Origin of the sequence: Delftia sp. ASV31 (assembly GCF_016428765.1) — a bacterium.
Classification (GTDB): domain Bacteria; phylum Pseudomonadota; class Gammaproteobacteria; order Burkholderiales; family Burkholderiaceae_C; genus Comamonas; species Comamonas acidovorans.
In genome coordinates this window covers 41,556-65,651 of sequence record NZ_JAELTK010000024.1, presented here as the reverse complement: position 1 = coordinate 65,651, position 24,096 = coordinate 41,556, and the positions used below count along the sequence as shown (strand labels likewise).

Here is a 24,096-nt window from a genome sequence, read left to right as displayed (position 1 = left end):
CATTTCCCACCTCTTCCATTCCTCACTGGCACACCATGTCCACCACCGTAGGCATCAAGGTTGATGACGCTCTGCGCGAGCGTATCCGCATCGCCGCCCAGCAGATAGGGCGCACACCGCACTGGCTGATCAAGCAGGCGGTTGTCCAGTACGTCGATGCCCTGGAGCGCGGCGCGACCACCATCCGGCTGTCCAGCGCGGGCGACAGCCAGGGCGATATGGCGCTGGAAGAAGCGCAACCCAGCATCCCGCAAGAGGTGCAACCCTTTCTGGAATTCGCCCAGTCCATCCTCCCGCAGACGCCGTTGCGCGCTGCCATCACGGCCGCCTGGCACCGGCCCGAGCCCGAGTGCCTGCCGGTGTTGCTGCCGCTGGCACGCGCCCAGGATGCCCAGCAGGCCGACAAGGTGCGCGAGCTGGCGACCCGGCTGGTGCAGGGCCTGCGCGATGCGCCGGCCGGCAGCGGCGTGGCGGCGCTGGTGCAGGAGTTCTCGCTGTCCAGCCAGGAAGGCGTGGCGCTGATGTGCCTGGCCGAGGCGCTGCTGCGCATTCCCGACCGTGCCACGCGCGATGCGCTGATCCGCGACAAGATCAGCAAGGGCGACTGGCGCGCCCATGTGGGCCGCTCGCCCTCGCTGTTTGTGAACGCGGCGGCCTGGGGCCTGGTGCTGACGGGCAAGCTCACGTCCACGAGCAGCGAGAAGAACCTGTCGTCGGCGCTGACGCGCGTGATCGGCAAGGGCGGCGAGCCGCTGATCCGCCAGGGCGTGCACCGCGCCATGAAGCTGATGGGCGAGCAGTTCGTGACGGGCCAGGACATTGCCGAGGCGCTGGCCAACAGCCGCGCCTATGAAAAACAGGGCTTTCGCTACAGCTACGACATGCTGGGCGAGGCAGCCGCCACCGATTCCGACGCACAGCGCTACCTGCAGGCCTACGAGCAGGCCATCCACGCGATTGGCGCGGCATCCAACGGGCGCGGCATCTTCGAGGGGCCGGGCATCTCCATCAAGCTGTCGGCCCTGCACCCGCGCTACAGCCGCGCGCAGTACGAGCGCGTGATGGCCGAGCTGCTGCCGCGCGTGCTGCAGCTGGCCGAGCTGGCCAAGCAGTACGACATCGGCATGAACATCGACGCCGAAGAGGCCGACCGGCTGGAGCTGTCGCTGGACCTGCTGGAGGCCTTGTGTGCCGCGCCCTCGCTCAAGGGCTGGAACGGCATAGGCTTTGTGGTCCAGGCCTACCAGAAGCGCTGCCCGCAGGTGCTGGACTACCTGGTGGACCTGGCCCGCCGCAGCCGCCGTCGCCTGATGGTGCGCCTGGTCAAGGGCGCCTACTGGGACAGCGAGATCAAGCGCGCCCAGGAAGGCGGCCAGGCCGGCTACCCGGTCTACACGCGCAAGGTCTATACCGATGTGAGCTACCTGGCCTGCGCGCGCAAGCTGCTGGATGCGCCCGATGCCATCTACCCCCAGTTCGCCACGCACAACGCGCAGACCCTGGCCAGCATCTACCACCTGGCCCAGGCCGTGGGCGGCAGCTACTACAGCGGCCAGTACGAGTTCCAGTGCCTGCACGGCATGGGCGAGCCGCTGTACGCACAGGTGACGGGCCCGGCCTCCGAAGGCAAGCTGGCCCGCCCCTGCCGCATCTATGCGCCCGTGGGCAGCCATGAGACGCTGCTGGCCTATCTGGTGCGCCGCCTGCTGGAGAACGGTGCCAATACCTCGTTCGTGAACCGCATCGGCGACGCCTCCGTGCCGGTCTCCGACCTGGTGGCCGACCCGGTGGACGAGGTGATGAAGATCGCGCGCAACGAAGGCCGGCTGGGCGCCCCCCACCCGCGCATTGCGCTGCCGGCCGATCTGTTCGCGCAGCAGGGAGACAAGGCAGGGCAGGCCCGCGCCAATTCCCAGGGCCTGAACCTGGCGCACGAGCAGCAACTGGCCTCGCTGGCCGCCGCGCTGCTGCACAGCACGCGCCAGACCTATCTGGCCGCCCCCGCGGATGCCGACCTGCCGGCCGACCCGGCACGTACCGAAGGCTGGCAGCCCATGCGCAACCCGGCCGAGCTGTCCGACATAGTGGGCTGGGTGCGCGAGGCCACGGCGGCCGAGGCCGAAGCCGCCGCCGCGCGCGCCGCGCAGGCCGCGCCCATCTGGGCCGGCACACCGCCCGCCGCCCGTGCCGACGCGCTGGCCCGCGCCGCCGACCTGCTGGAGCAACGCAGCCAGCCGCTGATGGGCCTGATCATGCGGGAGGCGGGCAAGACCCTTTCCAACGCCGTGGCCGAGGTCCGCGAGGCCGTGGACTTCCTGCGCTACTACGGCGCCCAGGCGGCCGCGCATTTCGACAACGCCGCGCAGCGCCCGCTGGGCGTGGTGCTGGCCATCAGTCCCTGGAATTTCCCCCTGGCCATCTTCTGCGGACAGGTGGCTGCGGCCCTGGCCGCCGGCAACACGGTGCTGGCCAAGCCTGCCGAGCAGACACCGCTGACGGCCGCCGCCATGGTGGCCCTGCTGCACGAGGCTGGCGTGCCGCGCGACGCGCTGCAGCTGGTGCCGGGCACGGGCGAGACCGTGGGCGCGGCCCTGGTGGCCCATGCCCAGGTGGCGGGCGTGATGTTCACGGGCTCCACCGAGGTAGCGCGCCTGATTGCACGCCAGCTGTTCCGCCGCCTGTCGCCTGCGGGCCGCACCATTCCTCTGATTGCCGAGACCGGCGGCCAGAACGCCATGGTGGTGGACTCCTCGGCCCTGGCCGAGCAGGTGGTGGCCGATGTGCTGGCCTCGGCTTTCGATTCGGCCGGCCAGCGCTGCTCTGCCCTGCGCCTGCTGTGCCTGCAGGACGAGGTGGCCGACCGCACGCTGACCATGCTGCGCGATGCGCTGCAGGAGTGGAACCTGGGCAACCCCGACCGCCTGAGCACCGATGTGGGCCCCGTGATCGACGACGCGGCGCGCCGCCAGATCGAGCAGCACATAGAGCAGATGGCCGCAGCGGGCCAGAAGGTCACCCGCGTGGAACGCAAGGACGGCGTGCTCAATGGCCACTACGTGGCCCCGGCCCTCATCGAGATCGACAGCACCACGCGCCTGCAGCGCGAGGTCTTCGGCCCCGTGCTGCATGTGATCCGCTTCAAGCGCGAGCAGCTGGACGCGCTGGTCGATGGCATCAACGCCACCGGCTACGGCCTGACCTTCGGCGTGCACAGCCGCATCGACGAGACCATTGCCCACCTCACCAAGCGCGTGCATGCGGGCAACATCTATGTGAACCGCAATGTGATCGGCGCCATGGTGGGCGTGCAGCCCTTTGGCGGCATGGGCCTGTCGGGCACCGGCCCCAAGGCCGGCGGCCCGCTGTACCTGCACCGACTGGCGCAGGGGCCGGCCAGCGCGGCGCTGTCCGTCTTCGCGCGGGCCGAGTCGTCCGCCCAGGCACCGCTGCAATTGCTGGGCCTGCTGCGCGAGACGCTGTCCAAGGCCCCGCCCCAGGACATGTCCGCCGATGAGCAGGTGCAGGCCCTGGCCGCCTGCGACGAGGCCCTGGCCGCCTCGCGCCTGGACGCCGCCATGCTGCTGCCCGGCCCCACGGGCGAATCCAACCGCTACCGCCTGCTGCCGCGCGGCCCCGTCTGGGCACTGCCGCGCACGCCGCTGGGCCTGGTGGCCCAGGTGGCAGCAGCCCTGGCCAGCGGCAACGCCTGCCATGCCGTGCTGCCCGACAACGGAACAGGCGCCGACAGCGGCTGCGCCGCCACCTGGCAGGCGCTGCGCGCCGCTGCGGGCGATGCCGGTGTGCCATGGCTGCACAGCGCCAGCGCCGAATCGCTGGCTGATGCACAAGCGCCCATGGCCGCCTTGCTGTTCGAGGGCGACGGCGACGCCCTGCTGCAGGTCTGCGCCCAGGTCGCCGCGCGCGACGGTGCCCTGGTGCGCGTGGAAAGCCGCAACAGCGACGAGCTGCATGCGGGCCGCGGCTATGACCTGGCCGCGCTGTTCCACGAGCAATCCATCAGCACCAATACCGCCGCCGCAGGCGGCAATGCACAGCTCATGACCATGGCTTGAACGGCCGGGGCCGGCACAACCGGCCCCTGGCAAGCGCCCCGCACCACCCGAAAAAACACGACCAACGCAGGACACTTCAATGCAATTCAACTGGAACGACCCGACGGCGATCATGTTCGCCATCTACCTGGTCGCCATGCTCGGCATCGGCGCCATCGGCTACTTCAGCACCAAGAATCTTTCCGACTACATCCTGGGCGGCCGCAGCCTGGGCAGCTTCGTGACGGCGCTGTCGGCCGGCGCCTCGGACATGAGCGGCTGGCTGCTGATGGGCCTGCCCGGAGCCATCTACCTGTCCGGCCTGTCGGAAGCCTGGATCGCCATCGGCCTGATCCTGGGCGCCTACCTGAACTGGCGCCTGGTGGCGGCGCGGCTGCGCCTGTACACCGAGCGTGCCGGCAATGCGCTGACCCTGCCCGACTACCTGGCCAACCGTTTCGAGGACCACTCCAACGTGCTGCGCATCGTGACGGCCGTGGTGATTCTGGTGTTCTTCACGCTGTACTGCGCCTCGGGCGTGGTGGCGGGCGCGCGCCTGTTCGAGAACATGTTCGGCATGCCCTACAGCACGGCCCTGTGGGTGGGCGCGCTGTGCACCATCGCCTATGTGTTCATCGGCGGCTTCCTGGCCGTGAGCTGGACGGACACCATCCAGGCCTCGATGATGATCACGGCGCTGATCCTGGCGCCCGTGATCGCCTGGCTGGCCGTGCAGGGCCATCTGCAGCCGGGCCAGGACCTGCACGCCATCGTGGCGGCAGAGAAGTTCGACCTGTTCCGTGGCGCCAGCTTCGTGGGCGTGGTCTCGCTGCTGGCCTGGGGCCTGGGCTACTTCGGCCAGCCGCACATCCTGGTGCGCTTCATGGCGGCATCGTCGGTGCAGACCATTCCCTCGGCCCGCCGCATCAGCATGACCTGGATGATCCTGTGCCTGGCCGGCGCCGTGGCCGTGGGCTTCATCGGCATTCCCTACTTCGCGGCCAACCCCGGTGGCGCCGCTGCCGTGAACGCCAATGCCGAGACGGTGTTCATGGAGATCACCAAGCAGCTGTTCAACCCCTGGATCTCGGGCGCGCTGCTGGCGGCCATCCTGGCGGCCGTGATGAGCACGCTGTCGTGCCAGCTGCTGGTGTGCTCCAGCGCGCTGACCGAGGACATCTACCGCACCTTCCTGCGCAAGAACGCCAGCCAGATCGAACTGGTCTGGATCGGCCGTGCCATGGTGCTGCTGGTGGCCTTGATCGCCATCGCCATCGCCAGCAACCCAGAATCCAAGGTGCTGGGCATGGTCAGCTACGCCTGGGCCGGCTTCGGCGCCGCCTTCGGCCCGGTGATCATCCTGTCGCTGTTCTGGAGCCGCATGACGCGCGGCGGCGCGCTGGCCGGCATCATCACCGGCGCCGTGACGGTGCTGGTGTGGAAGCAGTTCGGCTGGCTGGGCCTGTACGAGATCATCCCCGGCTTCATCCTGGCCTGGCTGGCCACGGTAGTCGTCAGCCGCATGGGCCCTGCGCCTTCGCAAAGCATCCTGAAGGCGCATGCGGCGGTGGAGAGCGAGTTCGAGCGGATCGGGGCACGCTGAGTGGCAATGAGCTGACCCGCTCCATCTGAACCCGACGCCCGATGACGCTTGGGCGCATCGGGCGTTTGTCATTTCAGCACCTATGGCATCGCCAAATCAGATGCACCTCAACGCACATGACGAGCGCTTTGTACGTGGTCGCCACAAGGGGAGTGGTCACTACAATCCAGGGGCTCTTTTTTTCATCGCCGGGCCGCCCCAGGATGAAAAGCGGCCCCCTGCGGGGGACCGCGGACCTTGCCCTGCAAGGGGAGCGTGGGGGCCATTTTTCAACACACAACAAGTGAGACTGCCGCTATGCAAATGATCCGCCGCACCCTTCTTTCGACCTGCGTGGCCGCCATGGCGGCTGCCTCGGCTGGCGCCGTACTGGCCCAGACCAAGGAGGTCAAGGTGGGCTACGCCCTGGCCGTGAATTCGCACTACGGCGCGGCCGCCCAGGCCTGGGCCGATGCGGTGGAAAAGGGCACGAACGGCGCCTACAAGTTCAAGCAGTTCCCCGCGTCCGCCCTGGGCGGCGAGCGCGAGCTGATCGAGGGCCTGCAGCTGGGCACGGTGGAGGCGGCCATCGTCTCCACGGGCGCCATCAGCAACTTCGTGCCCGATGTGGGCGTGGTGGACATTCCCTTCCTGTTCCGCGACACGCAGCATGCACGCGCCGTGCTGGACGGCGCCTTCGGCCAGGAGCTGCTGGCCAAGTTCAGCAAGCGCGGCCTGGTCGCCCTGGCCTGGGGCGAGCAGGGCTTTCGCCACCTGTCCAACAACAAGCACGCCGTCAACGGAGTGGCCGATCTCAAGGGCCTGAAGATCCGCGTGACCGAGAACCCCGTGCACATCACGGCCTTCCGTACGCTGGGCGCATCGCCCACGCCCATGTCCTGGCCCGAGGTGATCGGTGCGCTGCAGCAGGGCACGATCGACGGCCAGGAGAACCCGATCTCGGTGCTGGCCTCGGCCAAGCTGTGGCAGGTGCAAAAGCACCTGACGCTGACGGCCCATGTGTACGCGCCCATGGCCCTGCTGGTGTCGCCCTCGTTCTGGGGCACGCTGAACGACAGCCAGAAGGCGGCCTTCACGCAGGGCGCCAAGTCGGGCGCCATCGCTTCGCGCGTGTTCGTGGACACGGTGGAGAAGAAGGGCGTGGAAGAGGCCAAGAGCCACGGCATGCAGGTGGTGGAGAAGGTGGACCAGGCCGCCTTCCGCACCGCGCTGGAGCCGGCCTACAAGGAATACGCGAAGAAGTTCGGCCAGAAGACGCTGGACACCATCGCCAACGCCAAGTAATCCTTCCTGCCACGGGCGGCCTGCCCGTGGCACCGGGCCGCCGCTGCGGGCAAGCCCCATGGCCCCGCACGGCGCCCGCCCCGATGATCTGACCTCCGACGGCAGCCCGGCCCTTGCGCCACTCCCCTCCTGCCCTCGCCCACTCCTATGCTCAACCGAATCGAACGCGCCCTTGTGGCCTGCAACCGCTGGCTGCTGATCGTGCTGTTGCTGGCCATGGCCTGCATCGTGTTTGCCAATGTGGTGCTGCGCTACACCACGGGCGACTCAATTGTCTGGGCCGAGGAAGTGGCCCGGCACATGATGATCTGGGTCACCTTCCTGGGCGCGGGCCTGGTGCTGCGCTTCGGCGGCCATGTGGCCATCGACAACCTGCACCGCTCGGTGGGCACGCGCAAGGCGCAGTGGCTGCGCCGCCTCGTGGTGCTGGGCGTGGGCCTGTTCTGCGCGGTGATGGCGGTGGCCTCTTCGCAGTACGTCTGGGCCACGCGCTTCCAGACCACGGCGGCCACGGACATTCCGATCTCCTTCGTCTACGCGGCCATGCCCGTGGGCTTCGTGCTGATGCTGGTGCATCTGCTGTTCATTGCGCGCGGGTATATCGCAGACGGCTCGTTCGCGGAGTCGGATGAGATGGATGCCGACGCAGCCGCGTCGATCTGATCCACCAGGCAGACACATCATGGGTATCACGCTTTTCATCGCCATCGTCGTCCTGCTCACGCTGGGCTTTCCGGTGGCCTTCGCGCTGGCGATCTCCGCTGCGCTGGCCGTCTTCGTGGGGGGCCGCTATCCGCAACTCATCGTGTTCAAGGAGATGTTCACGGGCATAGACAGCTTTCCGCTGATGGCCGTGCCCTTCTTCATCCTGGCGGCCGAGCTGATGTCGGGCGGGGCGCTCACGCATGTGCTGCTGCGCTTTGCCGCGCAGTTCGTGGGCCATCTGCGCGGCGGCCTGGGCTATGCCAATGTGCTGTCGCTGACGCTGTTCTCGGGCATTTCGGGCTCGGCCCTGGCCGATGCGGCCGGCCCCGGCTCGATGATGGTCAAGATGATGGACAAGGCCGGCTACGCGCGCTCCTACGCGGCGGCGCTGACGGCCAGCACGGCCATCGTGGGGCCCATCATTCCGCCGTCGGTGAGCATGATCATCTACGCGCTGCAGGATGAGAACGTGTCGGTGGGCGGGCTGTTCATGGCCGGCTTCATCCCCGGCATCCTGATCGCGCTGGCCATGGCCGCCGTGAACTGGTGGGTGTGCAGGAAGCGCGACTACCGCTCCACCGAGCCGCGCCCTGACGGCCGCACGATGTGGATCAACAGCGTCAAGGCGATTCCCGCGCTGATGCTGATCGTGCTCATCGTGGTGGGCATCCGCTTCGGCATCTTCACGCCCACCGAGGCGTCGGTGGTGGCCGTGTTCTACGCCCTGGTCTGCGGCAAGTGGGTGTACCGCACGCTGCAGTGGTCGGCGCTGCCGGGCATTGCGGCGCGCTCGGCCATGCTGACGGCCTCGGTGCTGCTGGTGATGGCGACTTCGGCCGCCTTTGCCTGGGTGCTGACGGTGGAGGGCATTCCGCAGTACCTGTCCGAGCTGATCGTGAGCTGGGAGCTGTCGCCCACCCTGTTCCTGATCGCGGTGAACATCCTGCTGCTGGTGTTCGGCATCTTCATGGAGCCGCTGCCCGGCGTGATGATCCTGGTGCCCATCCTGGCGCCCATTGCGTTCAGCCTGGGCATCGATCCCACGCACTTCGCCATGGTGGTGATCGTGAACCTGACGCTGGGCATGATCACGCCGCCCGTGGGCGGGCTGCTGTTCGTGACCTCGGTGGCCACGCGCGTGTCCATCACCGATCTCACGCGCGAGATGCCGCTGTTCCTGCTGGCGCACTTCGTGGTGCTGTGCCTGCTGACCTTCATCCCCGCGCTGTCCACCTGGTTGCCGCATACGCTGGGCTTCCAGTGACGACAAGGGCCTCCGAGTGAGGCCCTTTTTTTTGCCGCCGGGCCGCTCCAAGGAAAAAAGCGGCCCCCTGGGGGGGCAGCGGACCTTGCGCAGCAAGGGTAGCGTGGGGGCCTTATTTTGCCGCCGGGCCGCCCCAAGGCAAAAAGCGCCCCCCTGGGGGGCAGCGGACCTTGCGCAGCAAGGGTAGCGTGGGGGCCTTTTTTCCGGGGTGCCCAACGCCTCAGAAGAGCAGGCCGGCCATGCGCTGGGCCGTTTCCTTCAGGTGCGGCAGGCCCTCCAGCGCCTGCGCCAGCGGCATGCGCGCCTCGGGCGCATGCACGGCCAGCGTGGCGCGGCACTGGCCCTTGGCATCGCGCACGGGCACGGCCACGGCGATCATGCCGCGCATGAATTCCTCGCGGTCGCAGGAGTGGCCTTCACGCACGATGCGCGCGCACTCCTGCGCCAGCGCCTCGGGCGTGGTCAGCGTGTTGGCCGTGCAGGCGGTGAGTTCCACGCTGTCCAGGATGGCGGCGCGCCGGGCCGCAGGCATATGGGCCAGGAACAGCTTGCCGCTGGCCGTGGCGTGGATGGGCACCATCGATCCGGCCTCCAGCTGGATGCGCAGCGGCCAGTGGGTCTCGACACGGTCCAGGTAGCGCACGCGCGTGCCGTCCAGCACGGTGAGGTTGCAGGTCTCGCCCAGACGGGCCACCAGTTGGGACAGCAGCTCATGGCGCAGGGCCTGGCGCGGGTCGGCTTGCAGGGCGCGCACCGCCAGGCTCAGCAGCTTGGGGCCCGGGGAGAAGCTGCGGTCACCCTCATGGCGCAGCAGCCATTGCCGCGCCTCCAGGTGGGAGCACAGGCGCGAGGCCGTGGCCTTGGGCAGGTTGAGCGCGGCTGCGATGTCCATGAGGCCCGGCGGGGCCTCGGCCTGGGTCACGAAATCGAGCACGGCCAGGGAGCGATCGGAGACCGAGTTCGCTTCGTCCTGCCGTGCAGGGGTGGGGTCCGGGGCAGCGCTGGCAAGGGATGGCGGCATGGGGCGGTGTCGTGTCGTGTGGAAGGCCGGAAACGCTTTCGATCATGCCTGATCGCCAGGGGACGACAAGGGTTTGCGCGGGGTTGCAGTCCACGGCGGCAACGAATAAGTTTCACTCAAAGGAACAAAAAGTTCCTTCAAAAGAAACTCAAAAGGAGCCACCGCATGCCGGACCCCATCGACAGCTATGACTACGTGATCGTGGGAGCAGGCTCTGCCGGCTGCGTACTGGCCGCGCGCCTGTCCGAGGACCCGGCCACGCGGGTGCTGCTGCTGGAGGCCGGCCCGCCGGACCGCTCGCCCTGGATCCACCTGCCCATCGGCTACGGCAAGACCATGTGGAGCCCCGTCTACAACTGGAAGTTCGAGACCGACCCGGACCCCAACATGAACGGCAGGCGCATCTACTGGCCGCGCGGCCGCACGCTGGGCGGCAGCAGTTCGATCAACGGCCTGATCTACGTGCGCGGCCAGCGCGAGGACTACGACCACTGGGCGGCGCTGGGCAATGCGGGCTGGTCGTATGAGGAGGTGCTGCCCTACTTTGTGAAGTCCGAAGGCAATGCGCGCGGCGCCTTCCCGGGCCATGGCGCGGACGGGCCGCTCAAGGTCTCGGACATCGGCGCACAGCATCCGCTGATCGAGGCCTTCATTGCCGGGGCAGGCCAGGTCGGCGTGCCCCGCACCGAGGACTTCAACGGCCGCGACCAGGAGGGCGCAGGCTACTACCAGCTCACCACCCACAAGGGCCTGCGCTGCAGCACGGCCAAGGCCTATCTGGGCGAGGCCCGGCGCCGCCCCAATCTGCGCATTGAAACCGACGCCATGGCCACGCAGCTGGTGCTGTGCGGCCGGCGCGCCACCGGCATCCGCTACCGGCAAGGCGGGCAGGAGCGCCAGGCCCAGGCGCGGGCCGAGGTGATTCTGTCGGCAGGCGCCATCCAGTCGCCGCAGCTGCTGCAACTGTCGGGCATAGGCCCGGCCGCGCTGTCGCAGTCCCTGGGAATTCCCGTGGTGCACGATCTGCCGGGCGTGGGCGAGAACCTGCAGGACCATCTTCAGATCCGCCTGGGCTACGAATGCAGCCAGCCCATCACCACCAATGACCAGCTCAATTCCTGGGTGGGCAGGACAAAGCTGGGGCTGGAATGGCTGCTGTTCCGCTCGGGCGCGCTGGCCGTGGGCATCAACCAGGGCGGCTGCTTCATGCGTGCGCTCAGGGAAGAGCAGGGCCGGCCCGTGGCCGCCACACCCGACATCCAGTTCCACGTCTCCACGCTGTCGGCCGACATGGCGGGCGGCCAGGTCCATCCGTACTCGGGCTTCACCATGTCGGTCTGCCAGCTGCGACCCGAGTCACGCGGGCAGTTGCGCATCCGCTCGCGCGATGCCTTCGAGCCGCCCTCCATCCAGCCCAACTACCTGGCCACCGACCTGGACCGCCGCACCAATGTGGCGGCCGTGCGCGCGGCACGGGCCATTGCCGACACGCCGGCCATGCGCCCCTTCGTGAAGCGGGAGGTGAAGCCCGGCCCCGATGCACACAGCGATGCGGAGCTGCTGGAGTTCTGCCGCAACCACGGCGCCACCATCTTCCACCCCAGCGGCACCTGCCGCATGGGCGCCGATGCACTGGCCGTGGTCGATGCGCGGCTGCGCGTGCACGGCATGGCCGGCCTGCGCGTGGTCGATTGCTCGGTCATGCCCACCCTGGTCTCGGGCAACACCAACGCGCCCGTGGTGATGATGGCCGAGAAGGCCGCCGACATGGTTCGCGAAGACAGGCACGGAGAGACAGGGCAGCTCAAGGTCGCATGACTGCCCGTTCCTGCATCCCGGCAATGCGACAGACAACCAGGAGACAGCATGACGACGGCAACCGATCCCAGGGTCATCCGCAAGGTGGTGACCTCCGCGCTCATCGGCGCAACCATCGAGTGGTATGACTTCTTCCTGTACGGCGTGGTCGCCGGCATCGTGTTCAGCAAGCTGTACTTTCCCAGCGACGATCCGCTGATCTCCACCCTGCTGGCCTACACCACCTTTGCCGTGGGCTTCGTCACGCGGCCGCTGGGCGGGGTGATCTTCGGGCACTTCGGCGACCGCGTGGGGCGCAAGAGCATCCTGGTGGTCACGCTGATGATCATGGGCGTGTCCACCTTCCTGATCGGCCTGCTGCCCACGCATGCCCAGATCGGTGTGGCCGCCCCCGTGCTGCTGCTGCTGTTGCGCGTGGCCCAGGGCATAGGCCTGGGCGGCGAATGGGGCGGCGCCGTGCTCATGGCCTACGAATACGCGCCCAAGGAAAAGCGGGGCTTCTATGCCTCCCTGCCCCAGGTGGGCCTGGCCATCGGCCTGTTCATGGCCTCGGGCGTGGTGGCCCTGCTGTCCTGGCTGTGTACCGAAGAGCAATTCATGGCCTGGGGCTGGCGCGTCGCGTTCCTGATCTCGGGCCTGATGGTGGCGGTGGGCATGTACATCCGCCTGCATGTGAAGGAGACGCCCGAATTCGCGGCCGTCAAGGCACGCAATGCCGAGACCGCGATTCCCTTCATGGACATGATGCGGCGCTATCCGGGCAATGTGCTCAAGGGCATGGGCGCACGCTATATCGACGGCGTTTTCTTCAACGTCTTCGGCGTGTTCTCGATCAGCTACCTGACCTCCACCCTGCAGATCAGCCGCACCGATGCATTGATCGGCGTGATGGTCGCCGCCGTGGTGATGTGCTTCACGATTCCGCTGTTCGGCCGCCTGTCCGACCGCCTGGGCCGCAGCCGCGTGTATCTGTGGGGATCACTGATCACCGCAGTCTCTGCCTTCCCGGCCTTTTGGCTCATGGCCCACAGCGGCGGCAATGTGCTGCTGATATGGATCGCCATCGTCGTGCCCTTCGGCATTCTCTACGCGGCGGTCTACGGTCCCGAAGCCGCCCTCTTCTGCGACCTGTTCGACGCCAAGGTACGCTACACCGGCATTTCCTTCGTCTACCAGTTCTCGGGGATCTTCGCGTCCGGCATCACGCCCATCATTGCGACGGCGCTGGTCAAGACGGCCGGTGGCAGTCCATGGCTGGTGTGCCTGTATGTGGTGTTTGCGGGCGCGGTATCGGCCTGGTGTGCCTGGGCGATTGGTCGGGATGGACAGGGAGCCCGCGCCTTTCGGCCCGTGGGCAATGCCAGGGCAGGTCTGTGAATGGATGGAATCCGGGCGCTTTCAAGAAAGTTGAATACGCACGCCGGAAAACACACATTGCCGGCGTACGAACCCATTTCAGGGACTCCAGCAAAAACCACTCAAAACCATCGCACTGTTTCTCTTTGTAAAGACGATGGCTAGAATGCCCATGCATTTTCTTAATCAGACAGAGAGGGACCATGTTCAAGAAAACATTGGCAGCAGCCATCTTGCTGGGCTGCGGCCTGGCGCATGCATTCATGCCCAGCAATGGCACCTGGGTTGTGACTTCTGAACTCAACGGCAAGCCGGGTCGCGGGCTGGCCCTTGATGCGCAGAACGGTACCCTGGTCATGCAGATGTATGCCTACGAGCCCAGCGGGCAGCCGAGCTTCTACATGACGTCGGGCGCCTTGACCAACAACCGTTTTTCAGCGCCACTGATGCGCTATACGGGTGGCCGCTATCTGGGCAGCGGCCCTCTGTCGGGCACAGAAGACCGGAATATGGGCCAGGTCAGCATGCGATTCACAAGTGGCGTTTCGGGATTCATCACGCTGCCCGGAGAGCGTGAAGTGGCGATTTCGCGTTTCAACTTCGGTTACCCCGCCGTGGCATCCAGTCTGCGGGGCATCTGGACCATGACTTCAATCGGTTCCGAGGGGCTTCAGACCCTGGGCGTGGAATTGACACGCCAGACCAGCGCCACTTCCAACGGCAACGGCCTCATGACCAGCGGAGATAGCCTGTTCGGCTGCGAGCACCAGGTCCGCGGCGCACTGGCAGGTGAAACGCTGTGTGTGTGGATCAACAGCTCTGGCCAGATCCTGCGCAGCTACCGCTTCATTTACAGCGTCAACGATGGTGAGGGCACGTCCAGCACCAATGGCAACCGCCCCAACCAGCGCTTGGTCATCAAGCGGCTGACCACGCCCCAAGATGTGGGCACGGGCATCGTCTACGAGAATTCGGCGCCTGCGGAGCCTGTGTATACCGCGCTGCACGAGCACATCGAGAACCTGTCCTTCAACGCCGCACCTCTGCCAGCCGAGCAGGAGTGACGCCCCCGCTGCCGGCTCCCCCTCAGCGCAGTGCCGGCAGCTGCTCCGCATGCCGCAGGTCCACATGCTGCTGCAGGAAGTCGAGCACGGCACGCGTGCGCGGGGGCAGGCGGTCGGGCTTGCCCAGGTAGACGGCGTGGATGGGTTCCAGGTCGCCCGTGTTGAATTCCTCCAGCACGGGCACCAGCCGGCCGGCGAGCACGTCGGCCCAGGCGTGGTACAGCGACAGGCGGGCCAGGCCCGTGCCGTGCAGCGCCAGCTCGCGCATCACGTCGCCGTCGTTGACGCGCACCACCTCCCCGATATCGACGGCCACGCGCTGGCCGTCCACCAGAAATGGCCAGTGCGGTATGGCGCGCTGGTAGCTCCAGCCCAGGCGCACATGGTGGCCCAGCTCGTCTGGATGCAGGGGTCTGCCCATGCGGGCCAGGTACTGCGGCGAGGCCAGGATGACCTGCCGCGTGTGGCCCAGCAGCCGCGCGACCATGTCCGAGGGCGGAAGCTGACCCCAGCGCACGGCGATGTCCGTACCGGCCTCGACCAGGTCCACGATCTGGTCCGTGAAGCTCAGTTCCAGGCTCAGCCCGGGATGGCGCTGCAGCAATTGCGGCACCAGGGGCACGAGCAGCATTTTTCCGGTCGATGAGCTGGTGTTGATGCGCACCAGACCGCGTGGTTCGCTGCGCACGGCCACGCAGGCCTCCAGTTCCTCCAGGTCGGCGAGCACGCGCTTGCCGCGCTCGAACAGCTGGCAGCCTTCGGGCGTGAGATGCAGGCGCCGCGTGCTGCGCTGGAGCAGCTGCACGCCCAGGCGCGCCTCCAGCCGCGACATGCTCTTGCTGACGGCCGAGGGCGAGATGCCCAGGTGGCGCGCAGCGGCCGAGAGGCTGCCGCGCTCGGCCACCAGGATCAGCATTTCCAGCTCGGCAAAGCGGTTGGCATCGGCGTTGCCTGTGTCGGTGGCCGTGGGTGGGGCAAGTGCGGGCATGGCGTCTCCTGAAAAGAGGTCATCTATTCCACACAGGAACAGATCCGTTTCCATTATTCCATCTACACAAAGATATGTTGCAGTGCGACATTAATGGACATCACACCAAGGATCACAAGGAATCCGTCCATGCCTCTTTCCCTACTCGCCCTGGCGGCCGGTGCCTTTGGCATCGGCACCACGGAATTCATCATCATGGGCCTGCTGACACAGGTCAGCCAGGATCTTCACATCAGCATTCCCACGGCGGGCTCGCTGATTTCGGGCTACGCCATCGGCGTGGCCGTGGGCGCGCCCGTGCTCACGCTGCTGACGCGCCAATGGCCGCGCAAGCGCCTGCTGCTGGCGCTGATGCTGATCTTCATCGCCGGCAACCTGGCCGCCGCGTTCGCGCCCAGCTATGAATGGCTGATGTCGGCGCGCGTGCTGACCTCGCTGACCCACGGCACCTTCTTCGGCGTGGGCGCCGTGGTGGCCACGGGACTGGTGCCGGTGGACAAGAAGGCGTCGGCGATTGCGCTGATGTTCTCGGGCCTGACCCTGGCCACCCTGCTCGGCGTGCCTGCCGGCGCCTGGATCGGCCAGATGTTCGGCTGGCGCAGCGCCTTCCTGGCCGTGGCCGCGATCGGCGTGCTGGCCTTTGCCATCCTGGCCGCCTTCGTCCCGCGCGACCAGGGCCGCCCCGAGGTCACGCCGCTGGCGCAGGAGCTGGCCGTGCTGGCCAACGGCCAGGTCTGGCTGGGCCTGGGCATCACGGCCTTCGGCTTTGCGGGTGTGTTTGCGCTCTACACCTATGTGGAGCCGCTGCTGACCCAGGTGACCCGCATGGGCGACAGCCTGGTGGCGCTGACCCTGCTGCTGTTCGGCGCGGGCCTGGCCGCAGGCAATCTGCTGGGCGGCAAGCTGGCCGACCGGGGCGTGATGCGCGCCCTGGTGTGGAGCATTGCGGCGCTGATGGTGGTGCTGGCGGCAGGCCGCTGGGCCTTCGGGAACCAAGCCGTGGCCATGGCCTATGTGATCGTGCTGGGCGTCGTGGCCTTCGCCACGGTGGCCCCCATGCAGATGCGCGTGCTGGACCAGGCCGGCCCCCAGGGCGCCAACCTGGTCTCCAGCTTGAACATTGCGGCCTTCAACCTGGGCAACGCCCTGGGTGCCTGGGTTGGCGGCCTGGCCCTGGCCGGTGGCCTGGGCCTGGTCAACCTGGGCTGGGCCGCCGCCGCGCTGACGGCCGTGGGCCTGGTGCTGGTCTTCTGGAGCAGCCGCCTGCCCGCAGGCTCCGCACGCAGCGCAGGCGTGGCCTGCGCCTGAGGCTCAACGGGCCAGCACGGGCTTGAGCGCCTTGCCCGTGTGCGTGCCCGCAGCCACCAGATCCTCGGGCGTGCCGGCCGCGATGATGCGGCCGCCGTCCTTGCCACCTTCGGGGCCGAGGTCGATGATCCAGTCGGCCTCGGCGATCACGTCCAGGTCATGCTCGATGACGACCACGCTGTGGCCCGCATCCACCAGGCGGTGCAGCACACGGATGAGCTTGTCCACATCGGCCATGTGCAGGCCCACCGTGGGTTCGTCCAGCACATAGAGCGTGTGCGGCGCCTTGTTGCCGCGCCGGGTCACGTCGTCGCGCACCTTGGTCAGCTCGGTGACGAGCTTGATGCGCTGGGCCTCGCCGCCCGACAGCGTGGGCGAGGGCTGGCCCAGCGTGAGATAGCCCAGGCCCACGTCCTTGAGCAGTTGCAGCGGGTGGGCGATGCTGGGCATGCTGGCGAAGAACTCGACGGCCTCGTCCACCTCCATCTGCAGCACGTCGCCAATGCTCTTGCCGCGCCAGGAGACGGCCAGGGTCTCGGGGTTGAAGCGCGCGCCGTGGCAGACCTCGCACGGCACCTTCACGTCGGGCAGGAAGCTCATCTCGATGGTGCGCATGCCCTGGCCCTCGCAGGCCGGGCAGCGGCCTTCGCCGGTGTTGAACGAGAAGCGGCCGGCCGCGTAGCCGCGCGCCTTGGCCTCCAGCGTTTCGGCGTAGAGCTTGCGGATGGTGTCCCAGAAGCCGATGTAGGTGGCCGGGCAGCTGCGCGGAGTCTTGCCGATGGGGGTCTGGTCCACTTCCAGCACGCGGTCTATGCCCTCGAAGCCCTGCAAGCCCTTGCAGCCGGACAGCGGCGGCGCCTTGCCGGCGTCCATGGCATCGCGCCCGGCCTTGGTGGCACGCTGGCCCACCCAGGCGGCCACATTGGCCAGCATCACGTCGCGCGCCAGCGTGGACTTGCCCGAGCCGCTGACGCCGGTGACGGCCACCAGGCGCTTGAGCGGCACGCGCGCATCCACGTTCTGCAGGTTGTGCAAATGGGCGCCGCGCACGGTGAGCCAGCCCAGTGCGTCGGAGACGGGTTCGGCGTCGACAACGATAGGCGCGGCCTTCTTTTTGGATTTGGATACCTTGACAGGCGCGGGTTCCGGCACCGGTTCGGCCACGGCGGCAAGCTCGGCGGCCGCCTGCGGCGGCTGGCCTTCGCCCACCCAGCGGCGCGGCTGGAACGGGTGGCGCATGGCGTGCAGCAGGTAGCGGCCCGTGATGGAGTCCTCGGCCGCCATGATGTCGGCCGCCGTGCCCTGGGCCACGAGGCGGCCGCCGCGTATGCCGGCGCTGGGGCCGATGTCGATGATGTGGTCGGCGCGGCGGATGGTGTCTTCGTCATGCTCGACCACGACCAGGGTGTTGCCCTTGTCGCCCAGCTTGTGCAGGGCGTTGAGCAGGATCTGGTTGTCGCGCGCATGCAGGCCGATGGTGGGTTCGTCCAGCACATAGCACACGCCCTGCAGGTTGCTGCCCAGTTGCGCGGCCAGGCGGATGCGCTGGGCCTCGCCGCCCGAAAGCGTGGGCGCGCCACGGTCCAGCGTCAGGTAGCCCAGGCCCACTTCCTCGAGGAATTCGAGCCGGCTCTGGATCTCGGGGATGAGGTCGCGGGCAATATCGGCCTCGCGGCCCGACATCGCCAGCGCCTGCACCCATTTGCGCACGTCGTTGACCGACAGCTGGGCGATCTCGGCAATGCCCACGCCATGGAAGCGCACGGCGCGCGCCGTGGCGTTCAGGCGTGTGCCCTGGCAGGTGGGGCAGGTCACTTCGGCCAGGTCTTCGATTTCCTGGCCTTCGAACTTGACCTCGCGGCCCCGGTTGTCCTCGACCAGCAGGGTGTCGTCATAGACCTTGCGCTGGTCCTTGGTGAGCTTGACGCCCGTGCCCACGCAGTCGGGGCACCAGCCGTGCTTGCTGTTGTAGGAAAACAGGCGCGGGTCCAGCTCGGCATAGCTGGTGGCGCAGACCGGGCAGGCGCGCTGGGTGGAGAACACCTGCAGGCTGCCGATGCCGGCCGTGCTCCGGCCGCCGGCCATGGCATCGGCCAGGTTGTCCAGGCCGGACAGCACATGCAGCACGCCCTTGCCTGTTTCCAGCGCCTGCGCCAGGTGGCCGCGCAGTTCGCGCTCGTTGGCCGCCGTGACGGTGACGCTGGCCACGGGCAGTTCGATGGTGTGCTCCTTGAAGCGGTCGATGCGCGGGAATCCCGTGGTGGGCAGGAATTCGCCGTCCACGCGCAGATGGGTGTAGCCGCGCGGGCGCGCCCAGTCGGCCAGCTCGGTGTAGACGCCCTTGCGGTTGACCACCAGCGGCGCCAGCAGGCCGATGGTCTGGCCCCGGAACTGCGTGAGCAATTGGGCCGCGATGCTTTCCGCCGTCTGCGGCTGCACGGCGGCGCCGTCGTGGATGCAGTGCTGCGTGCCCAGCTTGACGTAGAGCAGGCGCAGGAAGTGCCAGACCTCGGTGGTCGTGCCCACGGTGGACTTGCGCCCGCCGCGCGACAGGCGCTGCTCGATGGCCACGGTGGGAGGAATGCCGTAGACCGCATCCACCTCGGGCCGGCCCGCAGGCTGGACGATGGAGCGCGCATAGGCGTTGAGCGACTCCAGGTAGCGGCGCTGGCCTTCGTTGAACAGGATGTCGAAGGCCAGCGTGGACTTGCCCGAGCCCGAGACGCCCGTCACCACGTTGAACTTGCCGCGCGGGATCTCCACCGACAGCTGCTTGAGGTTGTGCTCCTTGGCGTTGACGATCTCGATGGCATTCCTGGCCGCGGCGCCCGACATGGCATGCGCCTTGCGCTGGCTCTTGTAGAGCATGGGAGCGACCTCGCGCACGGCCTCGCCGCCCACGCCCATGGCCAGGTCGTACTCGCGCAGCGCCTGGGCCGTGTGCGAGCCGGGAATCTGGCGCACTTCCTCGGGCGTGCCCTGGGCCACGATGGCGCCGCCGCCGTCGCCGCCTTCGGGGCCGAGGTCGATCAGCCAGTCGCTGGCGCGGATCACGTCGAGGTTGTGCTCGATGACGATCAGCGAATGCCCGGCCTCCAGCAGCTTGCGCAGCGCGCGCATGAGCTTGGCGATGTCGTCGAAGTGCAGGCCCGTGGTGGGCTCGTCGAACAGGAACAATGTGCCCTTCTTGGCCAGCGCCTGCTTCGACTTGGCCTGGGACTTGGCAGCCTCGGCCAGGAAGCCCGCGAGCTTGAGGCGCTGGGCCTCGCCGCCCGACAGCGTGGGCACGGGCTGGCCCAGCTTCACGTATTCAAGGCCCACATCGACGATGGGCTGCAGGGCGCGGATGACCTCGCGGTCCTGGGCGAACAGCAGGGCCGCCTCGGCCACGGTGAGCTCCAGCACATCGGCCACGTTGAGCTTGCGCGGCTGCAGCTCGCCGGCCGCGTGGCGCTCGATCGTGACTTCCAGGATCTCGGGGCGGTAGCGCGTGCCGTTGCAGTCGGGGCAGCGCAGGTAGACGTCGGAGAGGAACTGCATCTCCACATGCTCGAAGCCCGAGCCGCCGCAGGTGGGGCAACGGCCGTCGCCGCTGTTGAAGCTGAACTTGGCGGCCGTGTAGCCGCGCTGGCGCGACAGCGGCGCAATGGCGAACAGCTCGCGGATGGAGTCCCAGGCGCCCACGTAGCTGGCCGGATTGGAGCGCGCCGTCTTGCCGATGGGCGACTGGTCCACGAACATCACGTCGCTCAGGTGGTCGGCGCCCAGCAGGCGCTCGAAGGCGCCGGCCGCATCCGTGGGCTTGCCGAAGTGGCGCATCAGCGCGGGCACCAGCACATCCTGGATCAGCGTGGACTTGCCCGAGCCGCTGACGCCGGTGATGGTGACCAGGCGCTGCAGCGGAAAGTCCACGTCGATGCCGCGCAGGTTGTGCTCGCGCGCGCCTTCGAGGATGAGGCGTGGCGTGGACTCGGTCACCATGCGCTTGAGGCCGAAGCCCACCTGCTTGCGGCCACCCAGGTAGGCGCCGGTCAGCGTGTCGGCATGGCGCAGGTCCTCGGGCGTGCCGTCGAACACGATCTGGCCGCCGCGCGCGCCGGGGCCGGGGCCCATGTCGATCATGCGGTCGGCGGCGAACATCACGGCCGGGTCGTGCTCGACCACGACCAGGGTGTTGCCCGCATCGCGCAGGCGCTGCATGGCCTCGGTGATGCGTTCCATGTCGCGCGGGTGCAGGCCGATGCTGGGCTCGTCGAGCACGAACAGGGTGTTGACCAGCGAGGTCCCCAGGGCCGTGGTCAGGTTGATGCGCTGCACCTCGCCGCCCGACAGCGTGCGGCTCTGGCGGTCCAGCGTGAGGTAGCCGATGCCCACGTCGCACAGGTACTGCACGCGCGCCATGATTTCGGCGTGCAGCATCTTGAGGGCCTGGGCCTCGCCGTCATGCAATGGGGCGTCGACTGCCGGCGCCAGCTGCTGGAAGAAGTCACGCAGCCGCACCAGGGGCAGCTGCATCAGGTCGTGCAGGCACAGGCCCGGCAGCGCGTCCAGCTGCTCGCGGCTCCATGCCACGCCCTTCGGCATGAAGCGGCGGTAGCGGCCTTCGTCGCCGGGCGGCAGCACGGCATCGGCGGCCTGCTTGCCGCCCAGGCGCCACAGCAGGCTTTCGGTCTTCAGGCGCGCGCCGCCGCAGGTGGGGCATTCGGTATAGCTGCGGTACTTGGACAGCAGCACCCGAATGTGCATCTTGTAGGCCTTGCTCTCCAGGTATTCGAAGAAGCGCTTGATGCCGTACCAGGTCTGGGTCCACTTGCCGTTCCAGTTGGGCGAGCCGTCCAGCACCCAGCTTTTCTGCGCATCGGTGAGCTTGGCCCAGGCCGTGTCGCGCGGAATGCCTTCGGCCTCGGCATGGCGCATCAGGTCGTCCTGGATCTCCTTCCAGGCCGGTGTCTGCACGGGCTTGATGGCGCCCGTGCGCAGGGTGAGCTTGTCGTTGGGGATGACCAGCCCCCAGTCCACGCCGATCACGCGGCCAAAGCCACGGCAGGCCTCGCAGGCGCCCACGGCGGAGTTGAAGGAGAACAGCGAGGGAATCGGCTCCTGGTAGCTCAGGCCGCTTTCGGGGCAGTGCAGGCCCAGCGAGAACTTCCACAGCTGGGGTTCGGTGGGCTGAGCACCTGCGGCTTCCACGGCGGATTCAGGCAGCACATAGACCGTCATGTGGCCGCTGCCGCGCTTGAGTGCCACCTCGATGGCCTCGTAGACACGGGCACGCTCCACATTGCCCAGGCGGAAGCGGTCGGCCACCACGTCCAGCATCTTGACCTTGAGCGGCGGCGCCGCCTTGGCCTTCTTGCCCTTGGCGTCGGCGGCAGGCTCCACCGCGCCGGCCTTCTCGGCCTCGCGCTCGGCCTGGACCTTGGTGAAGCCGCTGGCCGACAGCCATTGCTCCACCTCGGCAGCCGTGGTGTTGGCGGGCAGCTCGACGGGGAAGGTGATGGCGATGCGCGGATCACCGGCCTGCCGGCAACGCTCGGCCAGCTCCTCCAGCACGCTGTCGGGCGTGTCGTGGCGCACGGGCACGGCGGTGTCGCGGTCGAACAGCTGGGCTGCGCGCGCGAACAGCAGCTTCAGGTGATCGTTGAGCTCGGTCATCGTGCCCACGGTGGAGCGCGAGTTGCGGACGGGGTTGGTCTGGTCGATGGCGATGGCCGGCGGCACCCCTTCCACACGGTCCACGGCCGGCTTGTCCATGCGGTCCAGGAACTGGCGCGCGTAGGCCGAGAAGGTCTCGACATAGCGGCGCTGGCCTTCGGCATACAGGGTATCGAACACCAGGCTGGACTTGCCCGAGCCGCTGGGCCCCGTGACCACGGTCAGCTCGCCGGTACGGATGTCGAGATCCAGGTTCTGGAGATTGTGCTGGCGTGCGCCGCGAATTCGAATCAGACCGTGCGTCATGGGTGTTCTGTGGTCAGTGGGAGCCAAACATTCTAGGCAGTCCATGCGTCAGGCATCAGACGCTTCTCAATACCTGTATTTTTATACAGGTTAAACAAAAAGATACCCCCTCGACGCATCCGCGCGACCATAAAAAAACCCCGGAACCAGTCCGGGGCTCGTGCCTCTTGCCGAGGGCTTACTTGGCCATCTGCACGGAGGCAGGCATGGCCTGCTCACCCGGCGCACCCTTCACCTGGGTGACGGCCAGCAGCGAGACGACGACAAAGGCCAGGCAACCGGCCGCGATGATCCTCATGGTTTTTTCCTTGATCAGGCTTTGAAAAGACGAGCCCAGACAAAAAGGCCCCGTACCTTTCGGTACGAGGCCTGATGTGGCAGGCAGGTGCTGATTGGAACAGACCTGCTTTGCTCGCGGCTTACGCCGCGCGGCGATCAGAATGCGTGACGCACGCCCAGCGCGAAGGAGGAGAAGTCCGCGCCCTTCACACCGGTCATGTAGTTGGCGCCGGCCTTGTTGTCCACCTTGGTGTAGTAGCCGTAGACCTTGGTGCGCTTGCTCAGGTTGTAGTTGTAGCCCAGGGTCCACTGGTTGGCGCCGGAGTCGGCAATGTTGCTCCACTTGTTGGCGTGGCCCAGGTTCACGTGGAACTCGGAAGCGCCCAGGGTGTACATGCCCGACAGACGGAAGTTGTTGCGCGTGCCGCGGATCTGCTCGTCGTTGCGCTGGTAGTAGCCACCGACCACGAACTGGCCGAAGGTGTAGGCAGCGCGGAAGGCGGCCTGCTTGTCTTCGTCCACCTGGCTGTAGCCGGCGCCCAGGGCCAGAGGGCCCACGTCGTAGTTGACGGCCAGGTCATAGCCGTTCTTGCGGGCGGGCGTGGCCTTCTCGTGCATGGAGACCGAGCCTTCGACCGTCAGGCCACCGATGTTGGGGGTGGTGTAGGAGATCTTGTTGGCGGTGCCCAGGCCGCTGGCGAACCAGACGGGATCGAAGTACAGCGCGTCGGACGAGGTACCCGTGTCATGGTTGTGCATGCTCACGTAGTCGGCCGTGGCGAAGTACGAACCGGGGAAGAAGTTGCCCATGCGGATCTTGCCGAAGCTGCCCGACAGGTTCACTTCGCTCTGGCGGCCGAAGGTCAGCGCGCCCGTGGAGGAGGAACCCATGCCGGTGTCGGAAGCGAAACCGCTTTCCAGCACGAAGCCGGCCTTCAGGCCGCCGCCCAGATCTTCGACACCGCGCATGCCCCAACGCGAGGAGTTGTTCTCCATCTTGTTGACGGTCTGGTCACCGATCTTTTCGCGTTCGACGGTCGTGTTGATACGGCCATAAATCGTCACGCTGCTTTGCGCCATCACGGTGGTGGAACCCAGCACGGCCAGCACGGCCAGGGCTACGCGGTTCATCTTGATCATCTCGGCATCTCCTTGGGATTGTTGAGTGGGTATTCTTGAAATCTCAGGGCCGACTCCGGCTCTAGATCAGTGCCATTTGCGGCTGCTGCGGATTCTAGGTGCGGGCATGTCAAAAAATGTATGCCCGCCTCTGAAAATGCGCCATCTGATGCTTTGCTGCCACAGGCATGACATGGAAAACCATTAGAAGCACCCAAAGAAAAAGCCCACGGCAAACCGCCATGGGCTTTCATCAATGCAGAGCAAAAAACTC

Annotated in this window: 13 protein-coding genes; 9 read left to right on the top strand and 4 right to left on the bottom strand. The window is 67.4% G+C overall.

Annotated elements, in window-relative coordinates:
- Positions 1-35: 35 nt before the first annotated feature.
- The 5 genes from putA (at position 36) to JHD82_RS11220 (ending at position 8,908) form a co-directional block, all read left to right on the top strand.
- A complete protein-coding gene (gene putA / locus JHD82_RS11240) occupies positions 36-4,073 on the top strand; it encodes a trifunctional transcriptional regulator/proline dehydrogenase/L-glutamate gamma-semialdehyde dehydrogenase (RefSeq protein WP_199136511.1) in 4,038 nt (1,345 codons plus the stop codon).
- 79 nt (positions 4,074-4,152) lie between these two features.
- Positions 4,153-5,655 (top strand): sodium/proline symporter PutP, encoded by a 1,503-nt coding sequence (putP, locus tag JHD82_RS11235; RefSeq protein ID WP_199136509.1) that lies wholly within the window; start codon positions 4,153-4,155, stop codon positions 5,653-5,655.
- 297 nt (positions 5,656-5,952) lie between these two features.
- On the top strand, positions 5,953-6,939 hold the full coding sequence (locus JHD82_RS11230) for a TRAP transporter substrate-binding protein (protein ID WP_016450058.1): 987 nt from the start codon (positions 5,953-5,955) through the stop codon (positions 6,937-6,939).
- A 147-nt stretch (positions 6,940-7,086) separates the two neighbouring features.
- Positions 7,087-7,602, top strand: coding sequence for a TRAP transporter small permease (locus JHD82_RS11225; protein ID WP_013800419.1), 516 nt, complete (start codon positions 7,087-7,089; stop codon positions 7,600-7,602).
- Positions 7,603-7,621: 19 nt separating this feature from the next.
- Positions 7,622-8,908, top strand: coding sequence for a TRAP transporter large permease (locus JHD82_RS11220; protein WP_199136507.1), 1,287 nt, complete (start codon positions 7,622-7,624; stop codon positions 8,906-8,908).
- Positions 8,909-9,128: 220 nt separating this feature from the next.
- Here JHD82_RS11220 and JHD82_RS11215 read toward each other — a convergent pair whose 3' ends face one another.
- The gene (locus JHD82_RS11215; protein ID WP_012207743.1) at positions 9,129-9,929 is read right to left on the bottom strand and encodes an IclR family transcriptional regulator; all 801 of its coding nucleotides are present in this window, start codon (positions 9,927-9,929) and stop codon (positions 9,129-9,131) included.
- A 165-nt stretch (positions 9,930-10,094) separates the two neighbouring features.
- Here JHD82_RS11215 and JHD82_RS11210 point away from each other — a divergent pair, with 165 nt between their 5' ends.
- The 3 genes from JHD82_RS11210 (at position 10,095) to JHD82_RS11200 (ending at position 14,167) form a co-directional block, all read left to right on the top strand.
- Positions 10,095-11,747 (top strand): GMC family oxidoreductase, encoded by a 1,653-nt coding sequence (locus tag JHD82_RS11210; protein WP_199136505.1) that lies wholly within the window; start codon positions 10,095-10,097, stop codon positions 11,745-11,747.
- Positions 11,748-11,795: 48 nt separating this feature from the next.
- Positions 11,796-13,124, top strand: a complete 1,329-nt coding sequence (locus tag JHD82_RS11205; protein ID WP_199136503.1) for an MFS transporter — start codon at positions 11,796-11,798, stop codon at positions 13,122-13,124.
- A 182-nt stretch (positions 13,125-13,306) separates the two neighbouring features.
- Positions 13,307-14,167: a hypothetical protein gene (locus JHD82_RS11200; protein ID WP_199136501.1), complete on the top strand. Its 861-nt coding sequence runs from the start codon at positions 13,307-13,309 to the stop codon at positions 14,165-14,167.
- 22 nt (positions 14,168-14,189) lie between these two features.
- On the opposite strand, the gene JHD82_RS11195 is transcribed toward JHD82_RS11200, so the two are convergent.
- Positions 14,190-15,155, bottom strand: a complete 966-nt coding sequence (locus JHD82_RS11195) for a LysR family transcriptional regulator (protein ID WP_199136499.1) — start codon at positions 15,153-15,155, stop codon at positions 14,190-14,192.
- Between the two features lie 129 nt (positions 15,156-15,284).
- Between JHD82_RS11195 and JHD82_RS11190 the strand changes: the two genes are divergently transcribed.
- On the top strand, positions 15,285-16,463 hold the full coding sequence (locus tag JHD82_RS11190; RefSeq protein WP_012207748.1) for an MFS transporter: 1,179 nt from the start codon (positions 15,285-15,287) through the stop codon (positions 16,461-16,463).
- Positions 16,464-16,466: 3 nt separating this feature from the next.
- Here JHD82_RS11190 and uvrA read toward each other — a convergent pair whose 3' ends face one another.
- On the bottom strand, positions 16,467-22,424 hold the full coding sequence (gene uvrA, locus JHD82_RS11185) for an excinuclease ABC subunit UvrA (RefSeq protein WP_199136497.1): 5,958 nt from the start codon (positions 22,422-22,424) through the stop codon (positions 16,467-16,469).
- 435 nt (positions 22,425-22,859) lie between these two features.
- The gene (locus JHD82_RS11180; protein ID WP_012207751.1) at positions 22,860-23,843 is read right to left on the bottom strand and encodes a porin; all 984 of its coding nucleotides are present in this window, start codon (positions 23,841-23,843) and stop codon (positions 22,860-22,862) included.
- Positions 23,844-24,096: the final 253 nt, after the last annotated feature.

Bases quoted from the DNA above. Each gene is read 5' to 3' on its own strand.
- putA (WP_199136511.1), top strand. From the start codon at position 36: ATGTCCACCACCGTAGGCATCAAGGTTGATGACGCTCTGCGCGAGCGT.
- putP (WP_199136509.1), top strand. From the start codon at position 4,153: ATGCAATTCAACTGGAACGACCCGACGGCGATCATGTTCGCCATCTAC.
- JHD82_RS11230 (WP_016450058.1), top strand. From the start codon at position 5,953: ATGCAAATGATCCGCCGCACCCTTCTTTCGACCTGCGTGGCCGCCATG.
- JHD82_RS11225 (WP_013800419.1), top strand. From the start codon at position 7,087: ATGCTCAACCGAATCGAACGCGCCCTTGTGGCCTGCAACCGCTGGCTG.
- JHD82_RS11220 (WP_199136507.1), top strand. From the start codon at position 7,622: ATGGGTATCACGCTTTTCATCGCCATCGTCGTCCTGCTCACGCTGGGC.
- JHD82_RS11215 (WP_012207743.1), bottom strand. From the start codon at position 9,929: ATGCCGCCATCCCTTGCCAGCGCTGCCCCGGACCCCACCCCTGCACGG.
- JHD82_RS11210 (WP_199136505.1), top strand. From the start codon at position 10,095: ATGCCGGACCCCATCGACAGCTATGACTACGTGATCGTGGGAGCAGGC.
- JHD82_RS11205 (WP_199136503.1), top strand. From the start codon at position 11,796: ATGACGACGGCAACCGATCCCAGGGTCATCCGCAAGGTGGTGACCTCC.
- JHD82_RS11200 (WP_199136501.1), top strand. From the start codon at position 13,307: ATGTTCAAGAAAACATTGGCAGCAGCCATCTTGCTGGGCTGCGGCCTG.
- JHD82_RS11195 (WP_199136499.1), bottom strand. From the start codon at position 15,155: ATGCCCGCACTTGCCCCACCCACGGCCACCGACACAGGCAACGCCGAT.
- JHD82_RS11190 (WP_012207748.1), top strand. From the start codon at position 15,285: ATGCCTCTTTCCCTACTCGCCCTGGCGGCCGGTGCCTTTGGCATCGGC.
- uvrA (WP_199136497.1), bottom strand. From the start codon at position 22,424: ATGACGCACGGTCTGATTCGAATTCGCGGCGCACGCCAGCACAATCTC.
- JHD82_RS11180 (WP_012207751.1), bottom strand. From the start codon at position 23,843: ATGATCAAGATGAACCGCGTAGCCCTGGCCGTGCTGGCCGTGCTGGGT.